Origin of the sequence: Bacillus sp. m3-13 (assembly GCF_000175075.1) — a bacterium.
Lineage (GTDB): Bacteria > Bacillota > Bacilli > Bacillales > Bacillaceae_I > Sutcliffiella_A > Sutcliffiella_A horikoshii_C.
Map to the genome: position 1 here is coordinate 58,745 of NZ_ACPC01000017.1, position 22,069 is coordinate 80,813.

General features: G+C 38.0%; 29 protein-coding genes and 1 pseudogene. 19 read left to right on the plus strand and 11 right to left on the minus strand.

The features are described from left to right. The first annotated feature begins 102 nt into the window (after positions 1-102). On the plus strand, positions 103-249 hold the full coding sequence (locus tag M313_RS25795) for a hypothetical protein (protein ID WP_010194254.1): 147 nt from the start codon (positions 103-105) through the stop codon (positions 247-249). A gap of 172 nt (positions 250-421) precedes the next feature. Here the strand turns inward: M313_RS25795 and M313_RS23110 are convergent, their stop codons facing one another. Next, entirely contained in the window at positions 422-2,356 is a 1,935-nt protein-coding gene (locus tag M313_RS23110; RefSeq protein WP_162014425.1) for a S8 family serine peptidase, read from the minus strand. Between the two features lie 220 nt (positions 2,357-2,576). On the opposite strand from M313_RS23110, the gene M313_RS0108580 reads away from it, so the two are divergent. The 7 genes and pseudogenes from M313_RS0108580 (at position 2,577) to M313_RS0108610 (ending at position 9,141) form a co-directional block, all read left to right on the plus strand. Beyond that, complete coding sequence (locus M313_RS0108580; RefSeq protein WP_010194256.1) at positions 2,577-3,284, plus strand: response regulator transcription factor; 708 nt, start codon at positions 2,577-2,579, stop codon at positions 3,282-3,284. Beyond that, complete coding sequence (locus M313_RS0108585; protein WP_010194257.1) at positions 3,277-4,278, plus strand: sensor histidine kinase; 1,002 nt, start codon at positions 3,277-3,279, stop codon at positions 4,276-4,278. The genes M313_RS0108580 and M313_RS0108585 overlap by 8 nt, the downstream gene beginning before the upstream one ends. A gap of 104 nt (positions 4,279-4,382) precedes the next feature. Beyond that, positions 4,383-5,153 (plus strand): ABC transporter ATP-binding protein, encoded by a 771-nt coding sequence (locus M313_RS0108590; protein WP_010194263.1) that lies wholly within the window; start codon positions 4,383-4,385, stop codon positions 5,151-5,153. Next, on the plus strand, positions 5,143-5,580 hold the full coding sequence (locus M313_RS0108595; protein ID WP_029326402.1) for an FtsX-like permease family protein: 438 nt from the start codon (positions 5,143-5,145) through the stop codon (positions 5,578-5,580). The genes M313_RS0108590 and M313_RS0108595 overlap by 11 nt, the downstream gene beginning before the upstream one ends. Beyond that, positions 5,537-7,126 (plus strand): FtsX-like permease family protein, encoded by a 1,590-nt coding sequence (locus M313_RS0108600; protein ID WP_029326403.1) that lies wholly within the window; start codon positions 5,537-5,539, stop codon positions 7,124-7,126. Before M313_RS0108595 ends, M313_RS0108600 begins: the two co-directional genes overlap by 44 nt. Positions 7,127-7,590: 464 nt before the next feature. Continuing rightward, positions 7,591-8,353: pseudogene (locus M313_RS23115) on the plus strand (Nif3-like dinuclear metal center hexameric protein). Positions 8,354-8,400: 47 nt separating this feature from the next. Next, on the plus strand, positions 8,401-9,141 hold the full coding sequence (locus tag M313_RS0108610; protein WP_010194265.1) for a DUF5694 domain-containing protein: 741 nt from the start codon (positions 8,401-8,403) through the stop codon (positions 9,139-9,141). Between the two features lie 45 nt (positions 9,142-9,186). Here M313_RS0108610 and M313_RS23120 read toward each other — a convergent pair whose 3' ends face one another. Next, positions 9,187-9,906, minus strand: a complete 720-nt coding sequence (locus tag M313_RS23120; protein WP_010194266.1) for a DUF459 domain-containing protein — start codon at positions 9,904-9,906, stop codon at positions 9,187-9,189. 125 nt (positions 9,907-10,031) lie between these two features. Between M313_RS23120 and M313_RS23125 the strand changes: the two genes are divergently transcribed. After that, positions 10,032-10,496, plus strand: coding sequence for a YjdJ family protein (locus M313_RS23125; RefSeq protein ID WP_010194268.1), 465 nt, complete (start codon positions 10,032-10,034; stop codon positions 10,494-10,496). 41 nt (positions 10,497-10,537) lie between these two features. Here M313_RS23125 and M313_RS26615 read toward each other — a convergent pair whose 3' ends face one another. Both M313_RS26615 and M313_RS23130 read right to left on the minus strand, forming a co-directional pair. Continuing rightward, positions 10,538-10,666 (minus strand): hypothetical protein, encoded by a 129-nt coding sequence (locus tag M313_RS26615; protein WP_010194269.1) that lies wholly within the window; start codon positions 10,664-10,666, stop codon positions 10,538-10,540. Position 10,667: 1 nt separating this feature from the next. Continuing rightward, positions 10,668-12,020 (minus strand): esterase/lipase family protein, encoded by a 1,353-nt coding sequence (locus M313_RS23130; RefSeq protein ID WP_010194270.1) that lies wholly within the window; start codon positions 12,018-12,020, stop codon positions 10,668-10,670. A 225-nt stretch (positions 12,021-12,245) separates the two neighbouring features. Here M313_RS23130 and M313_RS0108630 point away from each other — a divergent pair, with 225 nt between their 5' ends. The 3 genes from M313_RS0108630 to M313_RS0108640 are packed head-to-tail and all read left to right on the plus strand — an operon-like array spanning position 12,246 to position 13,656. Next, complete coding sequence (locus tag M313_RS0108630; RefSeq protein ID WP_010194271.1) at positions 12,246-12,530, plus strand: hypothetical protein; 285 nt, start codon at positions 12,246-12,248, stop codon at positions 12,528-12,530. A 12-nt stretch (positions 12,531-12,542) separates the two neighbouring features. Continuing rightward, positions 12,543-12,935 carry a DUF2085 domain-containing protein gene (locus tag M313_RS26955; RefSeq protein ID WP_010194272.1) on the plus strand — a complete coding sequence of 131 codons (393 nt, stop codon included), beginning with the start codon at positions 12,543-12,545 and terminating at the stop codon, positions 12,933-12,935. Positions 12,936-12,966: 31 nt separating this feature from the next. Then, positions 12,967-13,656 carry a hypothetical protein gene (locus tag M313_RS0108640; RefSeq protein ID WP_010194273.1) on the plus strand — a complete coding sequence of 230 codons (690 nt, stop codon included), beginning with the start codon at positions 12,967-12,969 and terminating at the stop codon, positions 13,654-13,656. Between the two features lie 20 nt (positions 13,657-13,676). On the opposite strand, the gene M313_RS0108645 is transcribed toward M313_RS0108640, so the two are convergent. The 4 genes from M313_RS0108645 to M313_RS0108660 all read right to left on the minus strand — a co-directional run bounded on the left by M313_RS0108645 (position 13,677) and on the right by M313_RS0108660 (position 15,381). Continuing rightward, positions 13,677-13,982: a hypothetical protein gene (locus M313_RS0108645; protein ID WP_010194274.1), complete on the minus strand. Its 306-nt coding sequence runs from the start codon at positions 13,980-13,982 to the stop codon at positions 13,677-13,679. After that, complete coding sequence (locus tag M313_RS0108650; protein ID WP_010194275.1) at positions 13,945-14,430, minus strand: hypothetical protein; 486 nt, start codon at positions 14,428-14,430, stop codon at positions 13,945-13,947. Before M313_RS0108650 ends, M313_RS0108645 begins: the two co-directional genes overlap by 38 nt. Continuing rightward, a complete protein-coding gene (locus M313_RS0108655; protein ID WP_010194276.1) occupies positions 14,423-14,638 on the minus strand; it encodes a helix-turn-helix transcriptional regulator in 216 nt (71 codons plus the stop codon). Before M313_RS0108655 ends, M313_RS0108650 begins: the two co-directional genes overlap by 8 nt. Positions 14,639-14,760: 122 nt before the next feature. Then, on the minus strand, positions 14,761-15,381 hold the full coding sequence (locus tag M313_RS0108660; protein WP_010194277.1) for a hypothetical protein: 621 nt from the start codon (positions 15,379-15,381) through the stop codon (positions 14,761-14,763). 142 nt (positions 15,382-15,523) lie between these two features. Between M313_RS0108660 and M313_RS0108665 the strand changes: the two genes are divergently transcribed. The 4 genes from M313_RS0108665 (at position 15,524) to M313_RS0108680 (ending at position 17,328) form a co-directional block, all read left to right on the plus strand. Next, positions 15,524-15,859 (plus strand): zinc ribbon domain-containing protein YjdM, encoded by a 336-nt coding sequence (locus M313_RS0108665; protein WP_010194278.1) that lies wholly within the window; start codon positions 15,524-15,526, stop codon positions 15,857-15,859. 95 nt (positions 15,860-15,954) lie between these two features. Further along, positions 15,955-16,449: a hypothetical protein gene (locus M313_RS0108670; protein WP_010194279.1), complete on the plus strand. Its 495-nt coding sequence runs from the start codon at positions 15,955-15,957 to the stop codon at positions 16,447-16,449. Between the two features lie 2 nt (positions 16,450-16,451). Further along, positions 16,452-16,955, plus strand: a complete 504-nt coding sequence (locus M313_RS23140; RefSeq protein ID WP_010194280.1) for a GNAT family N-acetyltransferase — start codon at positions 16,452-16,454, stop codon at positions 16,953-16,955. A 73-nt stretch (positions 16,956-17,028) separates the two neighbouring features. Then, a complete protein-coding gene (locus M313_RS0108680; RefSeq protein WP_157182440.1) occupies positions 17,029-17,328 on the plus strand; it encodes a hypothetical protein in 300 nt (99 codons plus the stop codon). Positions 17,329-17,664: 336 nt separating this feature from the next. On the opposite strand, the gene M313_RS0108685 is transcribed toward M313_RS0108680, so the two are convergent. Next, positions 17,665-18,294 carry a LysE family transporter gene (locus tag M313_RS0108685; RefSeq protein ID WP_010194285.1) on the minus strand — a complete coding sequence of 210 codons (630 nt, stop codon included), beginning with the start codon at positions 18,292-18,294 and terminating at the stop codon, positions 17,665-17,667. A gap of 128 nt (positions 18,295-18,422) precedes the next feature. Between M313_RS0108685 and M313_RS23145 the strand changes: the two genes are divergently transcribed. After that, on the plus strand, positions 18,423-19,499 hold the full coding sequence (locus tag M313_RS23145; RefSeq protein ID WP_010194287.1) for a YqcI/YcgG family protein: 1,077 nt from the start codon (positions 18,423-18,425) through the stop codon (positions 19,497-19,499). A gap of 202 nt (positions 19,500-19,701) precedes the next feature. Continuing rightward, complete coding sequence (locus tag M313_RS0108695) at positions 19,702-20,328, plus strand: nitroreductase family protein (protein WP_010194289.1); 627 nt, start codon at positions 19,702-19,704, stop codon at positions 20,326-20,328. A 45-nt stretch (positions 20,329-20,373) separates the two neighbouring features. Here M313_RS0108695 and M313_RS0108700 read toward each other — a convergent pair whose 3' ends face one another. After that, positions 20,374-21,144 (minus strand): alpha/beta hydrolase, encoded by a 771-nt coding sequence (locus tag M313_RS0108700; RefSeq protein ID WP_010194291.1) that lies wholly within the window; start codon positions 21,142-21,144, stop codon positions 20,374-20,376. 116 nt (positions 21,145-21,260) lie between these two features. On the opposite strand from M313_RS0108700, the gene M313_RS0108705 reads away from it, so the two are divergent. Beyond that, positions 21,261-21,539 carry a DUF4190 domain-containing protein gene (locus M313_RS0108705; protein WP_010194294.1) on the plus strand — a complete coding sequence of 93 codons (279 nt, stop codon included), beginning with the start codon at positions 21,261-21,263 and terminating at the stop codon, positions 21,537-21,539. 44 nt (positions 21,540-21,583) lie between these two features. On the opposite strand, the gene M313_RS0108710 is transcribed toward M313_RS0108705, so the two are convergent. Beyond that, positions 21,584-22,006: a ferritin-like domain-containing protein gene (locus M313_RS0108710; RefSeq protein WP_010194296.1), complete on the minus strand. Its 423-nt coding sequence runs from the start codon at positions 22,004-22,006 to the stop codon at positions 21,584-21,586. Between the last annotated feature and the right edge of the window lie 63 nt (positions 22,007-22,069).

Consider the following 22,069-nt stretch of genomic DNA (forward strand, 5'->3'; position numbering starts at 1 on the left):
GTTGTGAATTATTGGTAAAATAGCTATCTTTTGTTCAGATTTCTTGTAAGATTAAGCTTGTAGTCCACTAAAACAAGCATAGCTCAAGGAGGAAGTTCAATCATGAAAAAAATGTTATTGGCTTTATCATCTTCCGTTTTATTATTAGCTCTTGCAACTGGATGCGCCGCTGAGAATGAAGAAATGAACAACAACGAAACGAATATGGAACAAAATGAAACGAATACTGGTGAAACAAACGAAGAATAGGTTGAGTGAATGAAAGCATCTGGGAGTGACGGCTCTTTTCATATGAGTCGGCATGCTCCAGGTGCTTTTTTATTTTGTGGCATTGTGTTATGAAAGATAAACCAAACAAAAAACCACCGCAACCGAAAGCCTTCTCGCTCCCGATCACAGTGGTCTATCCCAACAATCAAATTTAGTTCACAATCGCTAATGAGAACGCCTGTGGTCCTTGAGGTACATTGTATGCTTGAACCTCTACTGTATATGTCCCACTCTGTGGAGCATTCACGAATACATTTTCCACGTTATTACGGCCGTCCCAATTATTATTGTAAGGAGCCGTAAAATCATTTCCTACATACTGTGTTCCATCTGGTGCAGTAATCACCAAGTCAAGGTCATTTACCAGCGTTATAGAAGCAGATGTGCTTGCAGGAGCATCAGACCATACTAGAGAGATCTTAAGTGGCTTGCCTGCAGTTGCTGTGAAGGAATACGTTGCCTTTTGGCTTGTAGACAGGGAGCTTGTCTCATTCACAAATGCTGTGTTTAAAGACTTGTCCAGTGTGACACGTCCCCAACCTTGGTTACCGTTCGGGAAGCCTAATCCAACATCAGTTGCTCCAGCGATCAAAGCTGCCTTCAATAAGGACGGCTTAGGTGTGATGCCTCTGTTTTTGATAAAGTGTTCGCGTAATTGTGCCACGTTTCCAGCAACAATCGGTGTTGCCATGGAAGTTCCGCCCATGTAGGCATATTTGCTGTCATGGTTTGCCCAGAAGGAAGAATCCGGTGCAAGGGAAGAACGTGCTGATAAGATAAATGTTCCTGGTGCCATTACGTCCGGCTTGATACGACCGTCACGAGTGGGCCCTCGGGAAGAGAATTGTGCAACATGGTTGATATTGTCTGCATAAGATCCAAAGCTAGGACGATAATTTTCTGTTGCACCGACTGTAATTGCGTTTTTCGCAGTTCCCGGTGCACTGATAGTCCCGCTGTTTGGTCCTTCATTTCCAGCTGCAAAAAGAACTGCCATGTCATTTTTACGAACATAGTCATCGACATTTCTGGAATCTGTCGTATAAGCGCCATTTACCGCAGCCCCCCATGAGTTAGTGTGGATCCGGGCTCCAGCAGTATAAGCTTGGCTGAACAATGTACTCAGGTTGGATGGAAGGCCGCCTAATCCGCCGCTGCTATCCATGATGGACTGGAATACTAGATTTGCTTGCGGTGCCATTCCTTTATTGCTTGTTCCGTTTCCAAGAACAGATCCGGCAACGTGCGTTCCGTGACCATTCGGGTCGTTGGAATTATTGGATCTACCTAATGCATATAAAGCGGTGATTTTTCCACGGAAAGCTTCGTGCATGGAGCTGTCGTTGCGTCCAGTATCAAGGCCTGTGTCTGCTACAGCGACTGTTTGCCCTTGTCCATATAATCCGTAGCTGCTCTGCGCTACATCGGCTTTTACGATTCCTCTAGCCACATCATTCATCACTTTATATTCCGGTTTAGGGGAGATGTAAAGAACATTATTGTTGGCAGCATATTCGACAATTTCGTCTATCCCTTTAAAGCTGATTTCTTTATTGTTTTGTTTTGCGTCAAGTGCCACAGCTTTTACTAGCGCAGAAGCACCTTTAGTGAATAGTAGAGGATCTACCTTATAAAGCGGCAGATATGGCTCTACGGATTCTAAATGAGCGATCCCGTTTGTGGCTTTTGCAACATCACCTTTGTATTCCACAATGTAAGCATAGTCTGGTATGTAATCTACAATAGTTGCCCCGGTGGACTCCAACTCTTTTTTCGTTTCTTCTAAAATAGGGCCATCAAATTGAACAATATATAGACTATTATCTTTCGGCACCACTTCAAGCTTCTTTTGAAGTCCTTTAGGAATTTTTACATTTTCTGTTTCTGCTAGAAAAGAAGCTTCCCCAGTTTTGCCGTTTTTGGAAACCGACTTCATCTCTGTTATCTTGCTGACTCCCTTAAAATCTAGTTCAAAGCTGCTAGCTCCCCCTGTTGATGGACTGCTTAGCGCAACAGTAGATAGAATAGTTGCTGCTGATAAAACGGATAAAAATACTTTCTTTGATGGATTCTTTTTCATCCTCATGCTCATCTCCTCTCAATTGGTAACACAAGAATAATTTAGCATATTAAAGAAAGAATTTATATTGGGAAAATTCAGAATAAAAGACTAGGATTATAATAGAAAAAAGTATTCATTTTCCCAATGGAAAGAATTGTAGATTCTTTATAGAACGAGCCGCTGATATTTTCTATGGTAAAATATAGATAAACAGCTATAGCAAAATAAAAGGGGATTATGAAATATGCATAAAATCATGCTTATTGAAGATGATAGGCAGTTAAGCGAGCTTGTAGGAAATCATCTGGAGAGATATAGCTATAAGATACATTATCCTAAAGATTTCCAGTATATTATAGAGAGCTTCACTGAAGTCCAGCCGGACCTCATTTTATTAGATATAAATCTACCATACTATGACGGCTATTTTTTGTGCAGAAGCATCCGCCAACAATCGACTGTGCCAATCATTATCATTTCTGCAAGAAGTACGGAGATGGATCAAATTATGGCAATGGAACTAGGTGCGGACGATTACATCACAAAGCCCTTTACATTTGAATTACTACATACAAAAGTAAAGGCGACGATAAGACGGGTGTACGGGGAATATGCATCAAGAGTTACAGGTGAAATATCTACTGAGGGCTTGAAACTCGATAGTCAAACTCTTGTCGTCCAATTTGAAGGGAACAGAGAAGAACTGAGTAAAAATGAATACATATTGTTGAAAAAATTAATAGAACAACACAATACTTATATTCCTAGAGAAACTCTGATAGAAGCCGTCTGGGATTCGTTAAACTTTGTTGATGACAACACATTGACGGTTAATATGACGCGAATCAAACAAAAGCTATCTTCACTTGGACTTCGAAATGTCATTACAAGTAAGAGAGGCGTGGGGTATATGCTGAGTGTTCCGTCTCGGTTAGGTAAAACAAATGGGTAAGAGGATACTAAAGAGATTTTTCAAAGATAGAGGTCTACTCATTTCGTTCTATCTATTTAATATGGCTTCTGTCATCACCTTTTTTCATTTGAGTGAGCCTGCCAATACGGAAATTCTATATCCTTTATCCATAGGTTTTTTTCTTCTGTTTGTTTACCTTCTCATTGATGGGTACCGCTATTACCAGGTAAATGGAGCGATAGAAAATCAGCATGCTGAATTTAAAATATACACAGAAGAACAAAAAGCATTTTATCAGTGGATTAAGAAACTAAACCAGGAACATTACAGAGAAAAGAATGAGCAAAACGAAAAGAATAAGGAAAGGCTTTATTTTTTATCCCACTGGATGCACCACCTGAAGACTCCAGTATCTGTGACGGATTTAATTATTCAGAATGAAAAGAAGTTACAAAGTAGTTCAGAAGCCATAGGAAAATTACACGGTGAAAATAAGCGATTACATACAGCCATTGAACAAGGATTGACCATGATTCGAATGGACAGCTTTGAGAATGATTTGGATATAAAATCAATGGACCTTAACTCAGCATTACGAAAATTGATCAATAACCGTAAAAGTGAGTTTATCTATCAATCTGCTTTCCCCGTTCTGGATAGTGAGGAAGAAGCTGCTTTCATTATTACTGACCAGAAATGGAATGAAACCATGCTTGATCAAATCATTTCCAATGCCATTAAATACTGTAGCGGAAAAGACGGAAGCAAAAAGATAAGATTTCATGTAAAACAAGAAGAAGAGGTTACCATTCTTTCTATTACAGATGAAGGGGTCGGTATCCCGCCATATGATTTGGAAAGAGTGTTTGAGGCATTTTTTACTGGTGAAAACGGAAGGGACTATCAGAACTCATCGGGTATTGGGCTTTACCTTTGCAAGAGAATTGCAGACCGGTTGAACCACCAGATTACAATAAAATCGGAAGTATCAAAAGGTACAACCGTCACGATTCGATACCTTTCAAAAGTGTAAGGTATTTTTCGTATTGTTCCATGGTAGAAGTTTCACAAACTCAGTAAAATCAAGATAGAGAAAGGGATTAGCTTACATCCCAATTTGCTTTAGGAGGAATTATTATGGGGGAAACCATTTTAGAAGCTAGGAAATTAGTGAAAATATATGGAGATGCCGGTGTGGAAGGGGCGACAACAGCAGTCGATGGCGTAAACCTCTCCATAAATAAGGGAGAATTCATCGCCATCATGGGTCCGTCCGGAAGCGGGAAAACGACCCTGCTTCATATGATGAGTGGAATAGACTCCCCAACATCAGGAGAAGTACATATAGCAGGAAAAGAAATTGGTGAAATGAACGGAGATGAGTTAGCCCTATTCAGAAGAAAACAACTCGGCTTTGTTTTCCAAGAGTTCAATTTGCTAGATAGTCTGACAGTAAAGGAAAACATGCTTGTTCCGATGGTGTTGGAAAAGAAATCAGTGACGGAAATGGAGAAAAAGGTTAAGGGATTGTCGGAGTTGTTTGGTATAGACACCATAATGGATAAATATCCGTTTAACATTTCCGGTGGTCAGCAACAAAGGACTGCCGTTAGTCGCGCTTTAGTGAACGACCCCGCCATTATTTTCGCAGATGAACCCACCGGCAACTTGGATTCCAAATCTTCCACGGTTATTATGGAGTGCTTCGAAAAGATAGTTGCCGAACTACAAACGACAGTCGTTGTGGTAACGCATGATGTATTCGCCGCAAGCTATTGCCGAAAGGTTGTCTTTATCAAAGACGGAAAGATAGATTCCTATATAGTAAGAAAAGGAGACAGAAAAGAGTTTTTAAACCAAATCATGGACAATCTTGCCGTATTGGGAGGAAGGAGCCGTGATATTTAATCAACTCGTTTGGAAGATGGCGAAAGGAAACAGGGGCAAATACTTATTTTATTATTTGTGTAACAGTTTTGCGGTGTTGTTCTTTTTTATGTATTCTACCATTTATTTTAATGAAGCGATTGAGGAGGTTAAAGTAGTTGAAGGTATAAGAGATATACTCACGATACCTGGTGTAGGACTCGTATTGTTTACCGTATTTTTCATTACCTATGCCCATCGGATTTTTACACGGCGACGGAAGAAAGAATTTGGCCTTTTGATGACACTAGGGATGTCGAAAAGGGATATCGCCAGGCTCTTATTATTAGAAAATGCTTTAATTGCCACTGCTTCCATCGTTACTGGGAATTGTGTCTGGGATGGTGTTTTCTCGATTAATTTTTTTGCTTTTCATAAAAGTAACCGGATTAGGCGATATTCCATTTAATCTTTCGCTGGAAATGTTTATTTATTCCATCGGCGCATACCTTGGTATCTTCCTTATTTCCGTTCTCATCACGCTCTACCTGACACTAACAAAAACGGTATCACAAACTATGAAAAGTGATCGAGTGGCAGACGCAATCAAGCATCGAAGTCCGGCGTTTGGTCTACTGGGAGTAATAATGGTAATCGGAAGTGCCGTGCTACTTTATAGTACATTTTCCAACCCATCTATGGCAGGTGATGCTAGTGCATACCTACTTATGAGTACCTTAGGCATATTAATGGGCCTTTATGTGGCCCTGTCTCAAGGAATGAGTTTCTTTATGAAGTTAGCAAGGAAGCATAAACCCTATTATTATAGCGAGCTCCTTCCTTTAAGTAGTCTTGAATATAAATTCAAACAGCTTACGGCCATCATGCTGCTTGTGACAATTATGAGCATGGTCACCATCTTTTACAGCACGACCATATTGATTATCAATTCTATGGGAGAGCAGCAGGTGATGGATGACAATCCTAATGACCTAACTTTCATTGAAACAGAGACGAAAAATAATATATCCTCGGAAGAATTGTATTCTATTGTGGATAAGGCAGAAAATCCTCTTATAGAACACGAATCGGTAAAATTGTTTGCTTACTATGAGAGTGATCCTTATTGGGAAGAAGCTTATTATGAATATGTGTTTATAGGTTTATCAGATTTTAATCGAATTGCGGGGAGAGAGGAAAATTTAAATAGTAAAGAATATATCTATCTAATAAATGATATCCCTAAATATGCCCTTCCAGATAGCACTTATGAACATGGGCTTTCTTTTAACGGTGAAGGTAGGAAGTTAGAGTACACATTAAAAGAAACCATTATCGATCAAATAATTAATCGAACAAGAATCGTTCCAACTTCCATTTTAGTTATCAGTGATGAGGAGTTTGTGGAAATAAACAATGCACTAACCGGAGATAAGATGAAGGTACACATCTTGAATTTTCAAGATTGGAAAGCTAGTGAAATAGTGATAAATGAGTTGAAGAATAGATTAGAGCAATATAACAACACTACTCCGCCTTACCAAAGTGACCGTCTAAGCTATAGTGAGGAAGAGGAAGAGTATTTTCTTCAGCCAACATCTAAAGTGATAAACTACAACTATATCAAAAATTCATCTAGAATCATGTTCTTTGTCACCACCTTTATCAGCATTCTTTTCTTCTTTGGTTCTTTCATCCTTTTGTACCTAAACATATTCTCCAACACGGAAGAGGAGAAGGCCAAGTATAAAAAGCTATTTAAAATTGGGATCACGAAAAGAGAAATAAAGAAGCTTGTTTCAAAGGAGATGAGTGTGCTGTTCTTCTTTGCTCCGCTACTCGGTTGCAGCTTGGCATTTGTTTATATTATTTCCTTTGCCCAAGATGTAGGTGGGACCATGGAGAATCCACAATTTCTTGTTCATTTTGCAAGAATCTCTGGAGTTTACTTACTGATACAGACGGTTTATTACTTTTATTCGAGGAAAAAGATGATACGTGAGTTGGAAATTTAAAATAATGATCGTGGCAGGTTTTATTCTATTACGAATGAAGCCTGTTTTTAAAATTTTTATTGTTTAATAGCGGTTAGTCTTCAAAGTAATTCTAGATCGCCGTTATGAAGACCTCAGTGACTAGAAATTAGGAGGAGAAAGGTCCTCATCGCCGTTATGAAGACTTCAGTGAGGAAGAATTAGGAGGAGAGAGGTCCTCATTGCGGTTATGAAGACTTCAGTGAGGAAGAATTAGGAGGAGAGAGGTCCTCATTGCGGTTATGAAGACTTCAGTGACGAGGAATTAGGAGGAGAAAGGTCCTCATCGCCGTTATGAAGACCTCAGTGACGAGAAATCAGGAGGAGAGAGGTCCTCATTACCAATATGAAAACCTCAATAAGACTAGACTAAATGAATAGAAAATTTAAGTATTGAGTTCATGACTATAATTTGAAATAATTGGCATATGCAGAGGGGGGATTTTATGGACATCACACAATTTAAAACTATAATCCATGAGCTTTTTCCTAGAGAGTTATTGGAGGAGTTTGATGACGATTACGGATTCACCAATACCTCCAATACTTTAATAAAGACAATTGGATACTCAACCAACCTTTCTATCGAAGTGATTGAACAGGCAAAATCCGCAAAGGTCGATTTAATCATAACTCACCATGACGCATGGGACTTTATATATGGATTAAAAGAGGAATGTATTAAGAGGTTAAAAGAATATAGCATCAATCATTTCTGGATACATGGTCCATTGGATTATAGTGAATTTGGTACGTGCACGTCATTGATGAATAAGATTGGTATTGATAACATCATACGTTTTTCAGAGTACAGGAACTCTAGTTTACCTGGTATAGGCGAGTTTAACGAAGGTGAAAAATTCGAGACCCTAGTAGAGACTATGAGAACTGAATTGAAAGAGCCTATAAGAGCGTGGAAAAACCATGAAGAAAAAGGTAAAGAAAGTAGGCGTACTGACAGGTGCAGGTCATTCCACTGACCATATAAAATTCGCCTTGGATAAGGGCTGCGATACCTACATAACTGGAGAGGCAAGTTTATATACTATTCAGTATGCTCAATTTGCAGATATAAATCTACTGGTTGGGAGCCATACCTTTACGGAGATATTTGGGGTGGAGAGTTTGGTGTTAAAGATACAGGAACTTTACGAAAATATTTCCTTAATTAAGTTGCAGGAAGAGCACTTTGAACTAAATCATGGATAATGATCACAATTATTAAGTGCAACTAAGAAATGTAGAGGAGCAAGTATATGGTGAATAAACCTTCAATCATGATATTAGGAACCGATCACTTTGAAAAGACTACTGTTCAGGACTATGCAAAAACGGATGAGTTGGAAATCTTCTCTCAACGGAAACAACTGGAGATAGGCAAAATTATAACAAGTCTAAAAGAATATTCCCCTACAAAAATAGTATTGGAGTATCCGTTAAAGTACCACTCTAAATTAACAGATCAGTATCAAGATTACTTAGCTGGAAAACTTAAATTATCGGCTAATGAACGACATCAAATCGGATTTCGGTTAGCAAAAGAGTTAGGACATGCAAACATTTTTGCAGTAGATTGGAACGAAGAAGAAGGGGTTCCAGATATATTTACATACATGCAAAGGCAAGAAACAGAAAGATCGAAGAAAATATTCAATGATTTAGAAAAAATAATAGCAGAAGCCAATGAAAAGTCTCAGACCTTAACTATTAAGGAATATCTCATATTTTTGAATGAACCTCATCAAGTGAGAAAAAATCATCAATTATATATGGATATAGCTATGATAGGAGATAATGACAATCTAATTGGTGCTAAGTGGGTCGCGAATTATTGGTATTATCGTAATTTACTAATTTATAAAAACATAAAAAGTCTAGCTTGCGATAATGATCGTTTATTAGTCATAAATGGGGTGGGGCATCTTCACCTGTTAAATCAATTAGTTCTTGAAGCGGACAACTTCATTATTGAATATGTGGCGGATTATTTAGGCTAATTGAGCACTAATGAAAAAAACGCTCAACCCTGAGCGTTCTCATACTTAAAAATCATATTCATCAATAATCTTTTTTGTAATCAAATCATATCCTTTTTCATTAGGATGCAAGGAATCACTGAAATACTCCTTTGACTTTTCCTTAAAAAGATCATTGGTGGAAATAAATTTAATTCGATTAAATTCATCGACCATCTTCTGGCTGTTTTCATTCCACTCGATAATGATATCTTCATGTTCCGTCGAATCAGGATAAGAATTGTATAGCCCAAGAAATAATATCGGAACGTCTTTGTTCTCTTGACGGATTGTCTTAAGAATTTCTTTAACATTCTTCTCGTATTCCAAAGCGCCTTCTTTAATTACCTTTTCATTGATTCCTTTTAAGTCACCGCCATTGCTTTGAATGAGATCATTGGTGCCAATAAAGAGAATAATATAATCAGCGTTGCGGATGTCCTTCTGAATGTTGGTTAGCTTCACTTGCTTTACGACACCGTCAGACTCTTGCCCGGGAATACCGTAGTTCTTCACTTTTACATTTGCGCCTTTTTCATCCTGAATCAGTTTCTCTAAGTTTTCTACATATCCTTCACCGGACTTGTCACCAACCCCGTAGGTTAATGAGTCACCAAGGGTGAACATCGTTTTAGGTGATTGATCCGAATTAGTTGTTTCCTTATTGTTCTGATAGCCACTATAAAAACCTGCTCCAATAAGAGCAACCACAATTAAGGCGGCAGCATAGATGATTGTTTTCTTCATAGGTGAACCTCCTCAATGTTGTAGTAGTTCCCTATCGTAAAAATAATTAAACAGCTCGATTGAAACTTTTTCCTTATCAGATTCGTTTATTTCAATAGGTACATTTGAAAAAAGGGGGGATGTTTATGAGTTATAAAAAAACCATTCCGTTTGGTTTGGCAATAATGTTTTTCTGTATCGCGACTTTTGCTTCTTGGTATGAAGGGAGCGAGTTGATGGATAATTCGTTTGAATGGAAACACACTGCAGTATTTACCGGTTGGATACATGAGGGGGAAGTGGAGAGGGAAAATATATCTCAACTAGATTACTTTGTGTACTCTATTAAATTCAAGCCGATTTTTCCAATAATCATGATGGTAAGTTTTATTTATATGGTATTTGCAATTGGTCAGAAATTGCTCCAGCCCGGAATAAAGCAAAATATATTTATGAGTATTCTTGGCGTTATTTTACTTGCTGGAGCGGGATTATTATCCGGTTCCCCGACCTCTGGTGCAAAAGTTTTCATGATGTCACAATTATTGATCGGAACCTTACTAATTGGTCTAGCAGTCTTCCATCATTTTCGAAAAGTACAACTAGACTAATGTAAAAAGTGCTCTCCCATGAAGGAGAGCACTTTGTCAAATCAATATCTATTCCCGCTCTTATCTACATAAACCGATTTCACGATCGTTCGTTCAAATGGATTTCCGTCTTTTGTGGTACCTTTCACATCAAGCGTGATAGTGTAAACACCTTCCTCTTTAAAGTCCACGTCAACCTTCCCGTTTATTGGCAACCTTCATCCCGAAGTTTGCTTTAGCCTTTCCATCTTTATTGATTTTGACATCTACATTAATATTTTTCACTTTTTGCCCTTTATTCTTCAGTTCAAATGTAGAATCTTCTAGTACTACTTCCTCATTAAGGTCAGTATGGAAGCCAACCGTCATCAAGTAGGCTGCTTTATCTTTCTTAGCTTTTACGGTCCATTGTCCTTGTTCTGGGGAGGCGATTTGGAAAGAGTGATGGTGTCCGCCTTTGAAAATTTCCTGATTGATGGAATGGACAAAGTTCGTATACACCTTTCCAGACGGACTAATCACCTCAATATCTTTCGTCTGCTTGTCGCTCAGCCAGTCTAGGTCAATTTTTTGTACATTTTCTTCCACTGTAAAGGTTTGTTTCACATCTTTCTGGAACTGTCCGCCACGGTGAAGCGCACTGATGTTGATTGGCTCCTGTTCCATTGGTTCGACGGTTGCAGCTGCCTCGCCAAGTGCGAAACCGGCTGTTTGAGTAGTTGTTAAGTAAGGACGGAAGTATTGGAAGGTACCGCCTTCACGGACTGTGGTATGGTTCCAGTTGCTTACTCTAACTTGTGTACTATAGGTTAAACGGGAGTTATTGACGATAACCGCACCATCATTAGAACCATAAGAACTTAAGTATAATCCACCCCAGTAAAGAGCAGATCCGAAACCGCCCCAACTAGTTCCTGCCAGGGTATAAATTTTATTTCTATTTCTATTAGCGTGATTATCCATTTGAGGTCGGTAACTGTTCATATAACCGGTCTGAAGCGAGTAGGTTGCAACATTTTTACTTCCAAGAATACTTGCAAGCCAGCTTGCCCAGCCACTGTAAGCAAGGTCTGCTAGCTGTGAGCCGTAATGCGGGGTGGACAGAGTGATGAGGTTAGAAACATAAGGATGCGCTCCATAGTGAACAAGGGCGTTTTGAGCATCAATGCCGCCTTTGCTATGCGCAACTATCACTATCTTCTTTTGGTTGAAATGATCGGATATATCACGGATCCGACTATTGATGATGGCACCATTGTCCCACATATTCTTATCGGGATGAACATCAATAAACGCCGTTTCATATCCGTTATTCAAGGCTGTTTGATACATATTATTGTTTTCCCACCAAGTCTTTGATGAGCTGTTAATTCCGTGAACAAATACAAGAACCGGTTTGTTTGGATCGACATTACTTGGTGTATCACCTACATACCACTGACCTGGCACACCACCAGGATTGTCTTTCCCACCAATGGTCCCGGCATTTACGGATATTGGTACAACTAGCAAAGCTACTAACAATAAAATCACCAACCTTCTCATTTCAACACTCCTTTTGAATAAATTAGGAGATATCTCCCCATCTATTCTATCTGAAAAGGGAACGCTTTCAGAATAGATTTTCAAAAAAATGAGCGGAAGGACTTGGAGTACGAACTAAAATAATAGGAAAAAAGATACATATTCGACAAATAGAAGCAGGATTTTCAGGATGAGGAAAGAATTGTATGGAGTGGAGTTCAACTAAAAACAAAAAGAGGGTTGCAGATGATTTTTATTTTATGGGCTTTATTAAGCATTACTACAATTGGTAGTATTTATGGCATTGTTGTAGCCAGTTCAACAGGAGAGCTGATTGCTAGTATCATTTTTCTTGTACTAAGTATAATCGGACTGTTTGCGAGCATTCATTATTATATGAAAAGACGAGATAAGAAAAAGAAAAGTGGTGGGGTTTGGGACTGTCTCTATTGTGATATTCCACTTCCTAGGTCTTCAGGGAAATCAAGTGGATTGGATTGCACAGACTGTGACTGCAATCCATTTAGTTAAGGGGAATGAAAAATGAATGAATACATTCATGCAGTTATCACTTTGCGTTTCTTTCCCTGCCATAAAAGAAAAGATCGTTCACTTGTCATAGGGGGCAGACAATTCCCTATGTGCTACAGATGTATGTCCATATTGCTGGGTTACCTTACTGTAGTTCCCTTACTATGGCTAGCAGCAGACGTCTCATTTTTGAGATTGTTAGTAATAGGTGTTCTTTTAAACGTTCCAATGGTAGTGGATGGATATACACAGTTACGAGGGTGGAGGGTGAGTAACAATTTCCTTCGATCCTTTACGGGGTTAATCAGCGGAATTGGAATGTCATGTATTATTGTGGCAGGATCTTTTCAGTTTCATAGGGGGATTCAGGGGTTTGCTAATTTTATTGATTCCTTTATTGGTTGATTATTTATTTTTTTAGAATGGGGGAATGATATTGAAAGTAGCAGGTCGAGTTTTAGTTTACATATTAGGATCTATATTGGTTCTTATTTTAAGTTTTTTCATATTTTTATTAATAGGATACCTTCAATACACATTGTTTGTACCTAATGACTATGTGTTATGGGTGTTCAAATATCCATACTCTAGATTTATTATTGTTATAGTCTTTTATTTATTTCTAGTATTCTTTTATTTTTTCTTTAAGAAAAATAGGGGGAAGGTTTCAGCCACCAAAAAGCGAAAAAATATATGGACAGCTTTTATTATACTTAACATTATAGGCTTCTATATTATCTTTACCTCAGTCACTGTGGTAACGGAGGAGAAAATCATTGACCATTCATTCCTGCATCCTCAAGGCGAGGAGTATGACTTTAAGGACATTGTTAAAATAGAGGCTGGCGTTCGTGGTAATAGATATTATTTTCCTTTTACACACAATAGAGGTGATTTCTATTACAAAATCCAGTTAATGAATGGGAAAATAATAGATTTGAATGATGAAGCCAGCGGGTATGATGAAGAGAATGATCATCCAACTTTTGTTCTGAATAAACTTGATGCACGCCTAGTAGATATGGGGATTACTAAAGAATCAAGCATGGACAATTTCCATTACACAACGGAAAGTTTAGATAGAATGTATACGGATCAAATCAAAAATATATTGGAAAGAAAATAAGGCATTGCGGGTAGCAATGCCTATTCGCATGTGAATTTTGTTAGACTCCATAAACTGCTTTTTTCTATAACGGCAGTTCCCCCTTCTTCCATACATGCTTCCATCTCAGAAGGTATACTTTGTGCATGATAATGGATTTGAGCAAGCCTTCCAACAGTAAGTACTGCAAGGATGAGACATACAATCGCAATCCCTCGAACAACTCTTTTATTCACTTTCGAGAGTTCTTGATCTGTCTTTTTACCTTTATTGCCGAATGTATAATTGCCAGAGTAGTATTGATTGATTTCATTGTAAAAAAAGAAGGTTCTGAAAGATAATAACAAGCAAGATCGCCATAATGAATACAGATCGGTGAAGAGGGATAACCATCAGAAAGGCAAGTATCGGAAGTGCATTTGCAAAAAGTATGTATACCTTTTTTGTTGCATTTTTCGATACTTGTTGAAGCATTTCATCATCTTCAAGGATCTCACCAGGTTGATAAAAAACAAAGAAGTACAATTTTTCACTAGGATTCTCCTTATTATGTTTTCTATATCTACGATAAAATAAAATATTGAAAGAGAGAAGTAACAAGATACTAACCATAAAGAGTTGAATGGACATTAGCCCCCAATTTAAGGAGGTTCCTGTGCCGTTTACAACGAAAAAGGCATCAAAATTATGTATCATTAAATCAATTAACTGGACCAGACTAAATGTCAATGGCATCAAAAGAATACAAAATGCGATTGTCCATAGTGGAAGCTGAATCCGTAAATCTTTATTCATTTTCCTCATCCTCTCCTTCTAACCAAAATAACTCATCCACTTTTACTTTCAAATGCTTGGCAAGCCTTAAAGACAAAGCGATGGACGGCGAAAATTCTCCTTTTTCAATAAAACCGATTGTTTGCCTAGTTACGCCGACCAAGCTACCCAAATCAGATTGAGAAAAGCCGTGTCTAGCCCTTAATTCCTTCACCCGATTACACAGCATATGGTTCTCCTTTGTGTTAACTTTAATATACTTAATGTAAAGTATTATTAACATAGTGTCAATGATACTTTACAAAATACATCAAAAAAACAGTACAAGAAGCGCCTTGTACTGTAATGTGTTTAGTTTGAAAATTGGATAACACCGTCTATAACATTCTTAAGCATATCAATAGAACCTAGCACATCCTCTTTATTTTCAAGACTATGATCACCATTTGGAATAAGTAATGTTTTTAAAGATGGATTAGATTTTAGGTTTGCAAATCGTTCTTCACGATAGCAAAAATCCTTATCTCCAATAATACAGAAAGAGTTATTTTCATATTGTAACATAGCCTGATACACATCATCCCGGTGCAGCAGTGGAGTCAGCCAAATTGCAGAAGCATTATGGAAGGTTGGGTGTTTTAATAGATTTGCCAATGCAATGGTCCCTATTGATTTTGCAACAATAAAACATTGGCCATAAGCTGTTTCTTTCAGGGTTTCTTCCAAGGTATGTAAAACATTAGCAACAAAGCCTTCTGAATCAAAAGGGTTAAGTTCCGATTCGCTAAACCGATAATTGACTTGAAGGACATCAAATCCCTGATTGAAATAGTGCCCTGAAGAAAAATGCAACAAAGGACCTTGAGACGTGTAGCCGGCTCCAGGAAGAATGATTGCAAGTTTAGTAGTGGTGGCTTTTTGTTTCATTAGATTAGTAGGAAACATTTTAACTTCTGATTTCTGGTTTATCATGGTTTCACCCCGGAAATGAATTTTAAAGAATTATATCATGTAAATTAGCAATAAAGGGAAAAAATGTATGATTAATTTAAAGAATAAATTATGCTATTCTTAAAAGAGCGGAAAATTGAACGTAAATGGAGGAACCCTATAAATGTCAACATTACCAAACTGTCCAAAATGTAATTCTGAATATACATATGAAGATGGAAACCAACTAGTCTGCCCGGAATGTGCTTACGAATGGACACCAGGTTCGGAGGGAATTGAAGAAGAAAAAGCGTACAAGGATGCAAATGGAAATATCCTTAATGACGGAGATACGGTCACAGTCATAAAGGACCTAAAAGTAAAAGGTAGTTCTTCGGTGGTGAAACAGGGAACAAAAGTGAAAAATATCCGTCTAGTTGATGGAGATCATGATATTGATTGTAAAATCGAAGGATTTGGAGCTATGCAGTTAAAGACAGAATTTGTTAAAAAAGTGTAAGATGAATCCTTTTTGGGTTCTCTTTTTTTGTGGTCTGATATTGGAATTTAATGCTAAAATGAGGTGTGAGTCACGGGTGAAAAGGGGAAGAAAAAGTGAGATATTTTACATATGAATTATTTCTTGCTCAAAGCGATGAGAGTATGAGCTTAATAGAAGAAGAGCAAATTCAGGAGCAATGGAATAAGAATGTCTTAGAATACAGGACATCCTACAAGTCTATAGCTAATAAGGTGTCAAACGATGTCTATCAGCATTTTAACGGGTGGGGATTTCATGATTATCATCTACTAAGTTTTGAATTAGAGCATGAAAGCCTGCGGAAAATGAGTTTGAAATTAACTTTGAGCAATGATGAGGGATTGAGCGCTAAAGAATTACGATTTAGTGATGTATCTTCCTTTGAGTATCATCATAAAAACTATAGTAACGAGAAATCTATGATGAATCGTGATATCGATATATGGTTATATGAAGAGTTTCTTTCTGTCGATTCAGTCACTCTATCTTTCGAAGTCATGTTCTCTTCAGGTGCGTCTATTGCGTTAAAGTTTCCAAACCATGCTGTAACTATTATAAAGGAGCGATAAAAATGAAAATCAAGATCGATGATGTTACACATCCATGCGTCATAGCCTTTGTAGAAGAGCATATGAGAAATTTAAATCTGCTTTCTCCGCCAGAAAGCAACCATTATTTAGACCTTGATGCTTTGCGAAAACCGGATGTTACTTTTTGGAGTGTGTGGGATGGGGAAGAGGTTGTTGGTTGTGGGGCGATTAAGGAGTTGGATTCTAAGAGTGGTGAGGTGAAATCCATGAGGACCTCATCTTCTCATTTAAGAAAAGGTATAGGGGCCATGATCCTTCAATCCATTATTCAAGCGGGTAAAGAACGTGGCTATCAGGAACTGTATCTTGAAACGGGTTCAATGGAAGCATTTTTTCCTGCGCAGAAACTCTATAAAAGTTTTGGATTTGACTATTGTGAGCCGTTTGCTGATTACGAAGAAGATCCTAATTGTGTTTTTATGATGAAAAAAATTATAAAATTTAGAAATAATAGGGAGGTGTTATTGAGCGACTTAGCGAATTAATTATAGCAACAAAATTTTTAGTAGTAAGGTGGAATTCGCTATTAGTATTGCAATGGTAGATGTAAAAGTAAAAATGAATAATCATGATTTAAATGACAGAGAAGTTAAAATTCTGGAAGTGTTTTTACTTAATTTAGCTGCTCAATCGAATGCAAGTTCAACTAAAATGGGTATGGCATTGAATCCTTTGGAAAAACTGGAACATAACACAGTATTACATTACCGTTTTGCCTGGCAGTCTTCTATATCAGAGGAACTGTATGGTGAATTTAAAGAGGGATTGGAACGCAGATACTCAGTGGCTTTTAAAATGTGTGATCTTCCAGAAGGTCAACTGCTGTTTAAGGAAAACGCATATATCGCGAGTACATAGAACGTAAACTGTTATTATAAAAAAATGATTAAATGCAAAATACTGAAATACACACTCTCCTGCTTTAAGATCTTAGAGCGGGGAGTGTTTTTTTGTGTTGAAATACTTTAATTGTCGAAGTTGACTTGGGAAATGTAGAAGGTAGCCTGGGAACTGTAGAAGGTCCGCACAAAAGGGTAGAACATAAGCCCAAAATGCAGAAGGTCTCCTCCAAACGGTCGAACCCCTCAAACATATGCATGAAATACCGCATCTCCCAATAATCCGCCGTAAAACCAAATCCAACAGAGATCCCAAAAACCAATTCTTCACTCAAATGACCCAACATTACTATTTTTATAAAATCAGGTTCAGAAACTTTGACAAAAATGGAAAAGCAGAAACGGTTAAAAATATCCCTGCCGCAAGATTAACTGCTTTAAGAATTTTTTCTTTGATAAAAGCACGTGCAAAGTGTACCGTAAAGGCAATATTTAAGTTCCAAAGGAAGATTCCAAGTAACAAGGAGAGGCAACCGACCAAAGCAATGATCCAGCTTTTTTCAGAAAGAGATTGAATGGAAGAACCGAAAATTCCAAACCAGAAAACAAAATTAATGGGATTAAACGCAGCGATACTAAAGCCGACAAGGAATGAATTCCTCTGAATAGGTTGTCCAAGTTCTAGAATCTTCCTTTTGGTGAATGACCCATAGATAGTGGTGATACCGAGGTATAGCAATAACCCGCCGCCAATTCCATACATACATAATTCCACCCATTCGATTTGGAGATAAGGTGCCAAGCCAATTAAGATAATCAATAAAAATATAATATCAGCAGTCATACCACCTAATCCCACTAGCCAGGAAGCAAAAAAACCTGATGAAATTCCACGTTTGATCATTTCTAAATTAATTGGCCCAACCGGAGCAGCCAAGCTAATACCAAGTACCATAAAGTGCAGGATGGTCCATATTACTTCCATGTTAATTACTCCTTACAACAAGACTTGTCCATAAATTTATATGTTGAAGAAAAGCAATTTCATGCATAGATGGAGAGATTTGTTCGTATTTATAATTAGTACTTTGCTTAGCTAAAGGGGGAGAATGGATGCAGCAATTGGATCTGGAAGCACTTTATTCATTAAAAAATGTTCCTCCATGGGGGAGACAAGTTTTCTCTTCATTCTCAAAAGATATGTTATCTGAAACCCGGCCGTTTCCATGTGTATTTGGTGTAGAAGGGTTCAAGCAGGGCTCACTCCGGTTTGCTTTTATTGAAAGTCCAACAAGCGAAAATGCGATGGAGGACTTGGCAGAAGCATTAAAATTATATCTAGAAGAAGGGAGGGAACTCGGGAAGAATACATCGTTTGTTGCATTCTTTAAGCCGGAAGAGAAAAAAACCTTAGAACAGTATGAAAAACAATTTTGGAATATCCTTCAACGCCTCCATCAATTAGATGAAAAGGATTGGCCGGAAGAGATTCCTGCAGATCCAGATCATTATCTATGGGAATTCTCCTTTCATGATGAACCAATATTTGTTGTTTGCAACACTCCTGTACATGAAAAACGAGCAAGCAGGAAAGCGACAACGTTTATGATAACTTTCCAGCCGAGATGGGTGTTTGACGGCATAAGCGGTGACACCCACCTCGGAAAGCTGTTTCAAAAGACGGTCAGGGACCGCTTAGAAGTATATGACCGTGTTTCACCACATCCTTCGCTTAACTGGTATGGTAAAACTGAAACAAGAGAATGGAGGCAGTATTTCTTAATGGATGATAATAACTTAGAAACATCAAAATGCCCGTTTCACGCGTCGTTGGAGAAAGAGAAAAACAATACGTCAGGGGTCACTTATGCATTCCCATCAGATTTTAAAGAATTTCGCGTAGAAAGAGGGGTAGGAGGCAGCCTTGAAAAAGTAACCTTGGAGCTGTTACCACTCAAGGGAACAGGATATGTGGAAGTACAGAAGGATGAACCGTTTAAAGCCCATCCCACTCATACGCACCCAACAAATGAAGTCCTACATATCCTTAAGGGGAGTATCTCTATGGAAGTAGGAGGAGAACTTATTACTTGTCAGGAAGGGGACAGGATTTACTTACCAAAAGAAACAGTACACGGATCATTATCAGGAATAGATGGGTGTTTATATGTCATTGCAGTATTAAAATAATTGTTAACTCCATTCTCTAATTTTGGAATGGAGTTTTTTTGTTGAACGGGGGAAAATATTAAATGATTGAAGTCATTCCATAACTTGCTAATGGTAGCTGAAACTTCCAGTTATCTCGAATGCATACATTTTGACATTGAGATATTACTGTGTTAAAAATAAAAAGTAATTAATATCAACAAGAAGAAGGAGAGATTTCTTCATGAATAACACAACTACTAAATCAGCAATCGAAACAATGAAAGAACGTCATTCAGTACGTAAATATACACAATATGATATGCCGCAAAAAGACCTTCAAGAAATTTTAGAAGCAACCATTACTGCACCATCTTCGTGGAACTTGCAGCATTGGAAGTTCCTTGTGATTCAATCAGATAGTCAGAAAGAAAAGCTTTTACCAATTGCCTATAACCAACAGCAAGTAGTGGATAGCTCTGTAACTATTGCAGTGTTAGGTGATCTTGAATCAAACCATAATGCGGAAAGAGTGTATGGGGAAGTGGTGAACAAAGGATTCATGACTCCTGAGGTAAAAGAAATATTAACGAACCAAATCCACGGCGCATATACAAATGACCAATTTGCCCGTGATGAAGCGGTTATGAACGCTTCACTAGCATCCATGCAATTGATGCTTGCAGCCAAAGATAAAGGCTATGACACAGTGCCAATGGGCGGATTTGATAAAGTAGCATTCAGAAAAGAATTTAACATCCCTGAGCGTTATGTGCCTATTATGTTAATCTCTGTTGGTAAAGCAGCCGCTGAAGCACATGGAACATTGCGCTTCCCGCTCGATGAAGTTGTAACATATGAAACGTTTTAAGGTGTGAAAATGGAAAGGACTCACTCGGGGGTGAGTCCTTTTCCATTATTTATATAAAAAATCAAACATAACTGGAAGCCTCTTGCGCCATGCAGCTTCGTTATGCACTGCCTCTTCCACTATATCAAAGCGCACATTCTCGATTTTCTCCACTAATAAATCATACACTTTTTGACTAGAATCTATATAAATTTGATGGTTGATAAAGGAGGTATCTTCCTTTGTGCCGACATCCAAATAAAATCGTTCAACTTCACTTAAATCACTTTCTTGTATGTATGCTTCTATTTCATGTTGATTAATCCAATAGGCAGAAGACAAGGATGCAATTCGTTTGTATATATGAGGATATTTACATGCTGCATAAGTAGAAATTAGTCCGCCCATGGAACTGCCGGCCATTGCAGTTTCTTTCGGAAGTGTACGGTATTTCTCATCAATTAAAGGTTTTAATTCAAAGGTTAGATAATCAATATATTCTTTCCCTTTACCGCCTGTAAGTTTTTCATCGTTAAAAAGCCTTTGTCCAAGCTCTTTATTTTCCCATGGTGCATATTCGTTAAAACGCTCAAATCCTTCATGGTTACAATCAATGCCGACCACAATAATTTCAAGATCTGACTGCTGTTCTAAATAGTCCTTAATCCCCCAGCTGACTCCAAAGCTTGCTTCGCTATCGATAAAGAGGTTTTGTCCATCGTGCATATACAAAACAGGATAATGCTTGTCCGAGGTTTCATACCCTTTTGGTAAGAGAACGCTTATTCTGCGGTCTGATTGAAACGGGGTGATAGTTACGTTGAAATATTCAAGCATGCTTATTTACTCCTTCATGTTTATATTTCTTTTATTATAGTAGTAAATATGAAAGGAAGGTAGTAAAATTTAGTAATAGATATGGAAGTATATGCAAAATATAGAGGGGGAGAAATATGTACGAGCGGGAAGTAGGGACTGAACAAACAAATACTAAAGCTATCATATCTTTGGTGTTTGGTATTGTGTCGATTTTATTGCCTTTAATAGGAAGCATCTTTGCCATTATAGGGCTTGTGTGTTACTTTGTAGCTAAAAAAGAAATAGTTCTTACTGGGGAAAAAGGGCACGGAATTTCAGTAGCGGGTCTAGTGTGCAGTGTGGCCGGGTTGATTATTCACCTACTGGGTCTTTTGGCTATAGTAGCTTTCATGAATGTTGGATCTTTCACCTGAACAAAAGAGAGGACAGTGGCAACCGCACCGTCCTCATTCATTTCTTATTTCAAATGTTTTCTCAATAATTCAATATGCTGCTGATTCTCCTTCAATATGGACTGAACCATATTTCTACTCTCCAAGTCCAGGTCACCCTTCACAAACTCTGCCATCATATCTGACCCGAATTCCTCACCATGGATAGCACCTTCAATAATGGCACGAGAATCCTTCGGGTAGCCTTTTACCTGTTGAACTCTCTCCTGAAAAGCCCCGACCAGGCCAACATCATCGACAGCCTCGCCACCAAGGTTTTGAATTCTTTCTGCTACAAAAATAGCATGCATCTTATGGTTCTGTTGGATTGTTTGCAAATCTTTTTTAATCGCTTCATCCTGTGTGTTTTTTATATAATGTTCATATGCATGAATGCCCATGAACTCGCCCTCCAAAAAGGCGTTCAATTCCTTGATTTGCTCATCCATTCCTTTCACTCCTTCGAAACTGTCCTATCATTATGATTCAATTTAAATAAGGAAATTATTCTA

Coding starts and splice junctions, on each gene's coding strand:
- M313_RS23140 (WP_010194280.1), top strand. CDS start 16,452: ATGAAAATCAAGATCGATGATGTTACACATCCATGCGTCATAGCCTTT.
- M313_RS0108705 (WP_010194294.1), top strand. CDS start 21,261: ATGTACGAGCGGGAAGTAGGGACTGAACAAACAAATACTAAAGCTATC.
- M313_RS0108610 (WP_010194265.1), top strand. CDS start 8,401: ATGGTGAATAAACCTTCAATCATGATATTAGGAACCGATCACTTTGAA.
- M313_RS0108580 (WP_010194256.1), top strand. CDS start 2,577: ATGCATAAAATCATGCTTATTGAAGATGATAGGCAGTTAAGCGAGCTT.
- M313_RS0108650 (WP_010194275.1), bottom strand. CDS start 14,430: ATGAATAAAGATTTACGGATTCAGCTTCCACTATGGACAATCGCATTT.
- M313_RS0108585 (WP_010194257.1), top strand. CDS start 3,277: ATGGGTAAGAGGATACTAAAGAGATTTTTCAAAGATAGAGGTCTACTC.
- M313_RS0108655 (WP_010194276.1), bottom strand. CDS start 14,638: ATGCTGTGTAATCGGGTGAAGGAATTAAGGGCTAGACACGGCTTTTCT.
- M313_RS23145 (WP_010194287.1), top strand. CDS start 18,423: ATGCAGCAATTGGATCTGGAAGCACTTTATTCATTAAAAAATGTTCCT.
- M313_RS23130 (WP_010194270.1), bottom strand. CDS start 12,020: ATGAGAAGGTTGGTGATTTTATTGTTAGTAGCTTTGCTAGTTGTACCA.
- M313_RS0108665 (WP_010194278.1), top strand. CDS start 15,524: ATGTCAACATTACCAAACTGTCCAAAATGTAATTCTGAATATACATAT.
- M313_RS0108695 (WP_010194289.1), top strand. CDS start 19,702: ATGAATAACACAACTACTAAATCAGCAATCGAAACAATGAAAGAACGT.
- M313_RS0108685 (WP_010194285.1), bottom strand. CDS start 18,294: ATGGAAGTAATATGGACCATCCTGCACTTTATGGTACTTGGTATTAGC.
- M313_RS0108590 (WP_010194263.1), top strand. CDS start 4,383: ATGGGGGAAACCATTTTAGAAGCTAGGAAATTAGTGAAAATATATGGA.
- M313_RS0108660 (WP_010194277.1), bottom strand. CDS start 15,381: ATGATAAACCAGAAATCAGAAGTTAAAATGTTTCCTACTAATCTAATG.
- M313_RS0108680 (WP_157182440.1), top strand. CDS start 17,029: ATGAATAATCATGATTTAAATGACAGAGAAGTTAAAATTCTGGAAGTG.
- M313_RS25795 (WP_010194254.1), top strand. CDS start 103: ATGAAAAAAATGTTATTGGCTTTATCATCTTCCGTTTTATTATTAGCT.
- M313_RS0108700 (WP_010194291.1), bottom strand. CDS start 21,144: ATGCTTGAATATTTCAACGTAACTATCACCCCGTTTCAATCAGACCGC.
- M313_RS0108710 (WP_010194296.1), bottom strand. CDS start 22,006: ATGGATGAGCAAATCAAGGAATTGAACGCCTTTTTGGAGGGCGAGTTC.
- M313_RS26955 (WP_010194272.1), top strand. CDS start 12,543: ATGAATGAATACATTCATGCAGTTATCACTTTGCGTTTCTTTCCCTGC.
- M313_RS23120 (WP_010194266.1), bottom strand. CDS start 9,906: ATGAAGAAAACAATCATCTATGCTGCCGCCTTAATTGTGGTTGCTCTT.
- M313_RS23125 (WP_010194268.1), top strand. CDS start 10,032: ATGAGTTATAAAAAAACCATTCCGTTTGGTTTGGCAATAATGTTTTTC.
- M313_RS23110 (WP_162014425.1), bottom strand. CDS start 2,356: ATGAGGATGAAAAAGAATCCATCAAAGAAAGTATTTTTATCCGTTTTA.
- M313_RS0108630 (WP_010194271.1), top strand. CDS start 12,246: ATGATTTTTATTTTATGGGCTTTATTAAGCATTACTACAATTGGTAGT.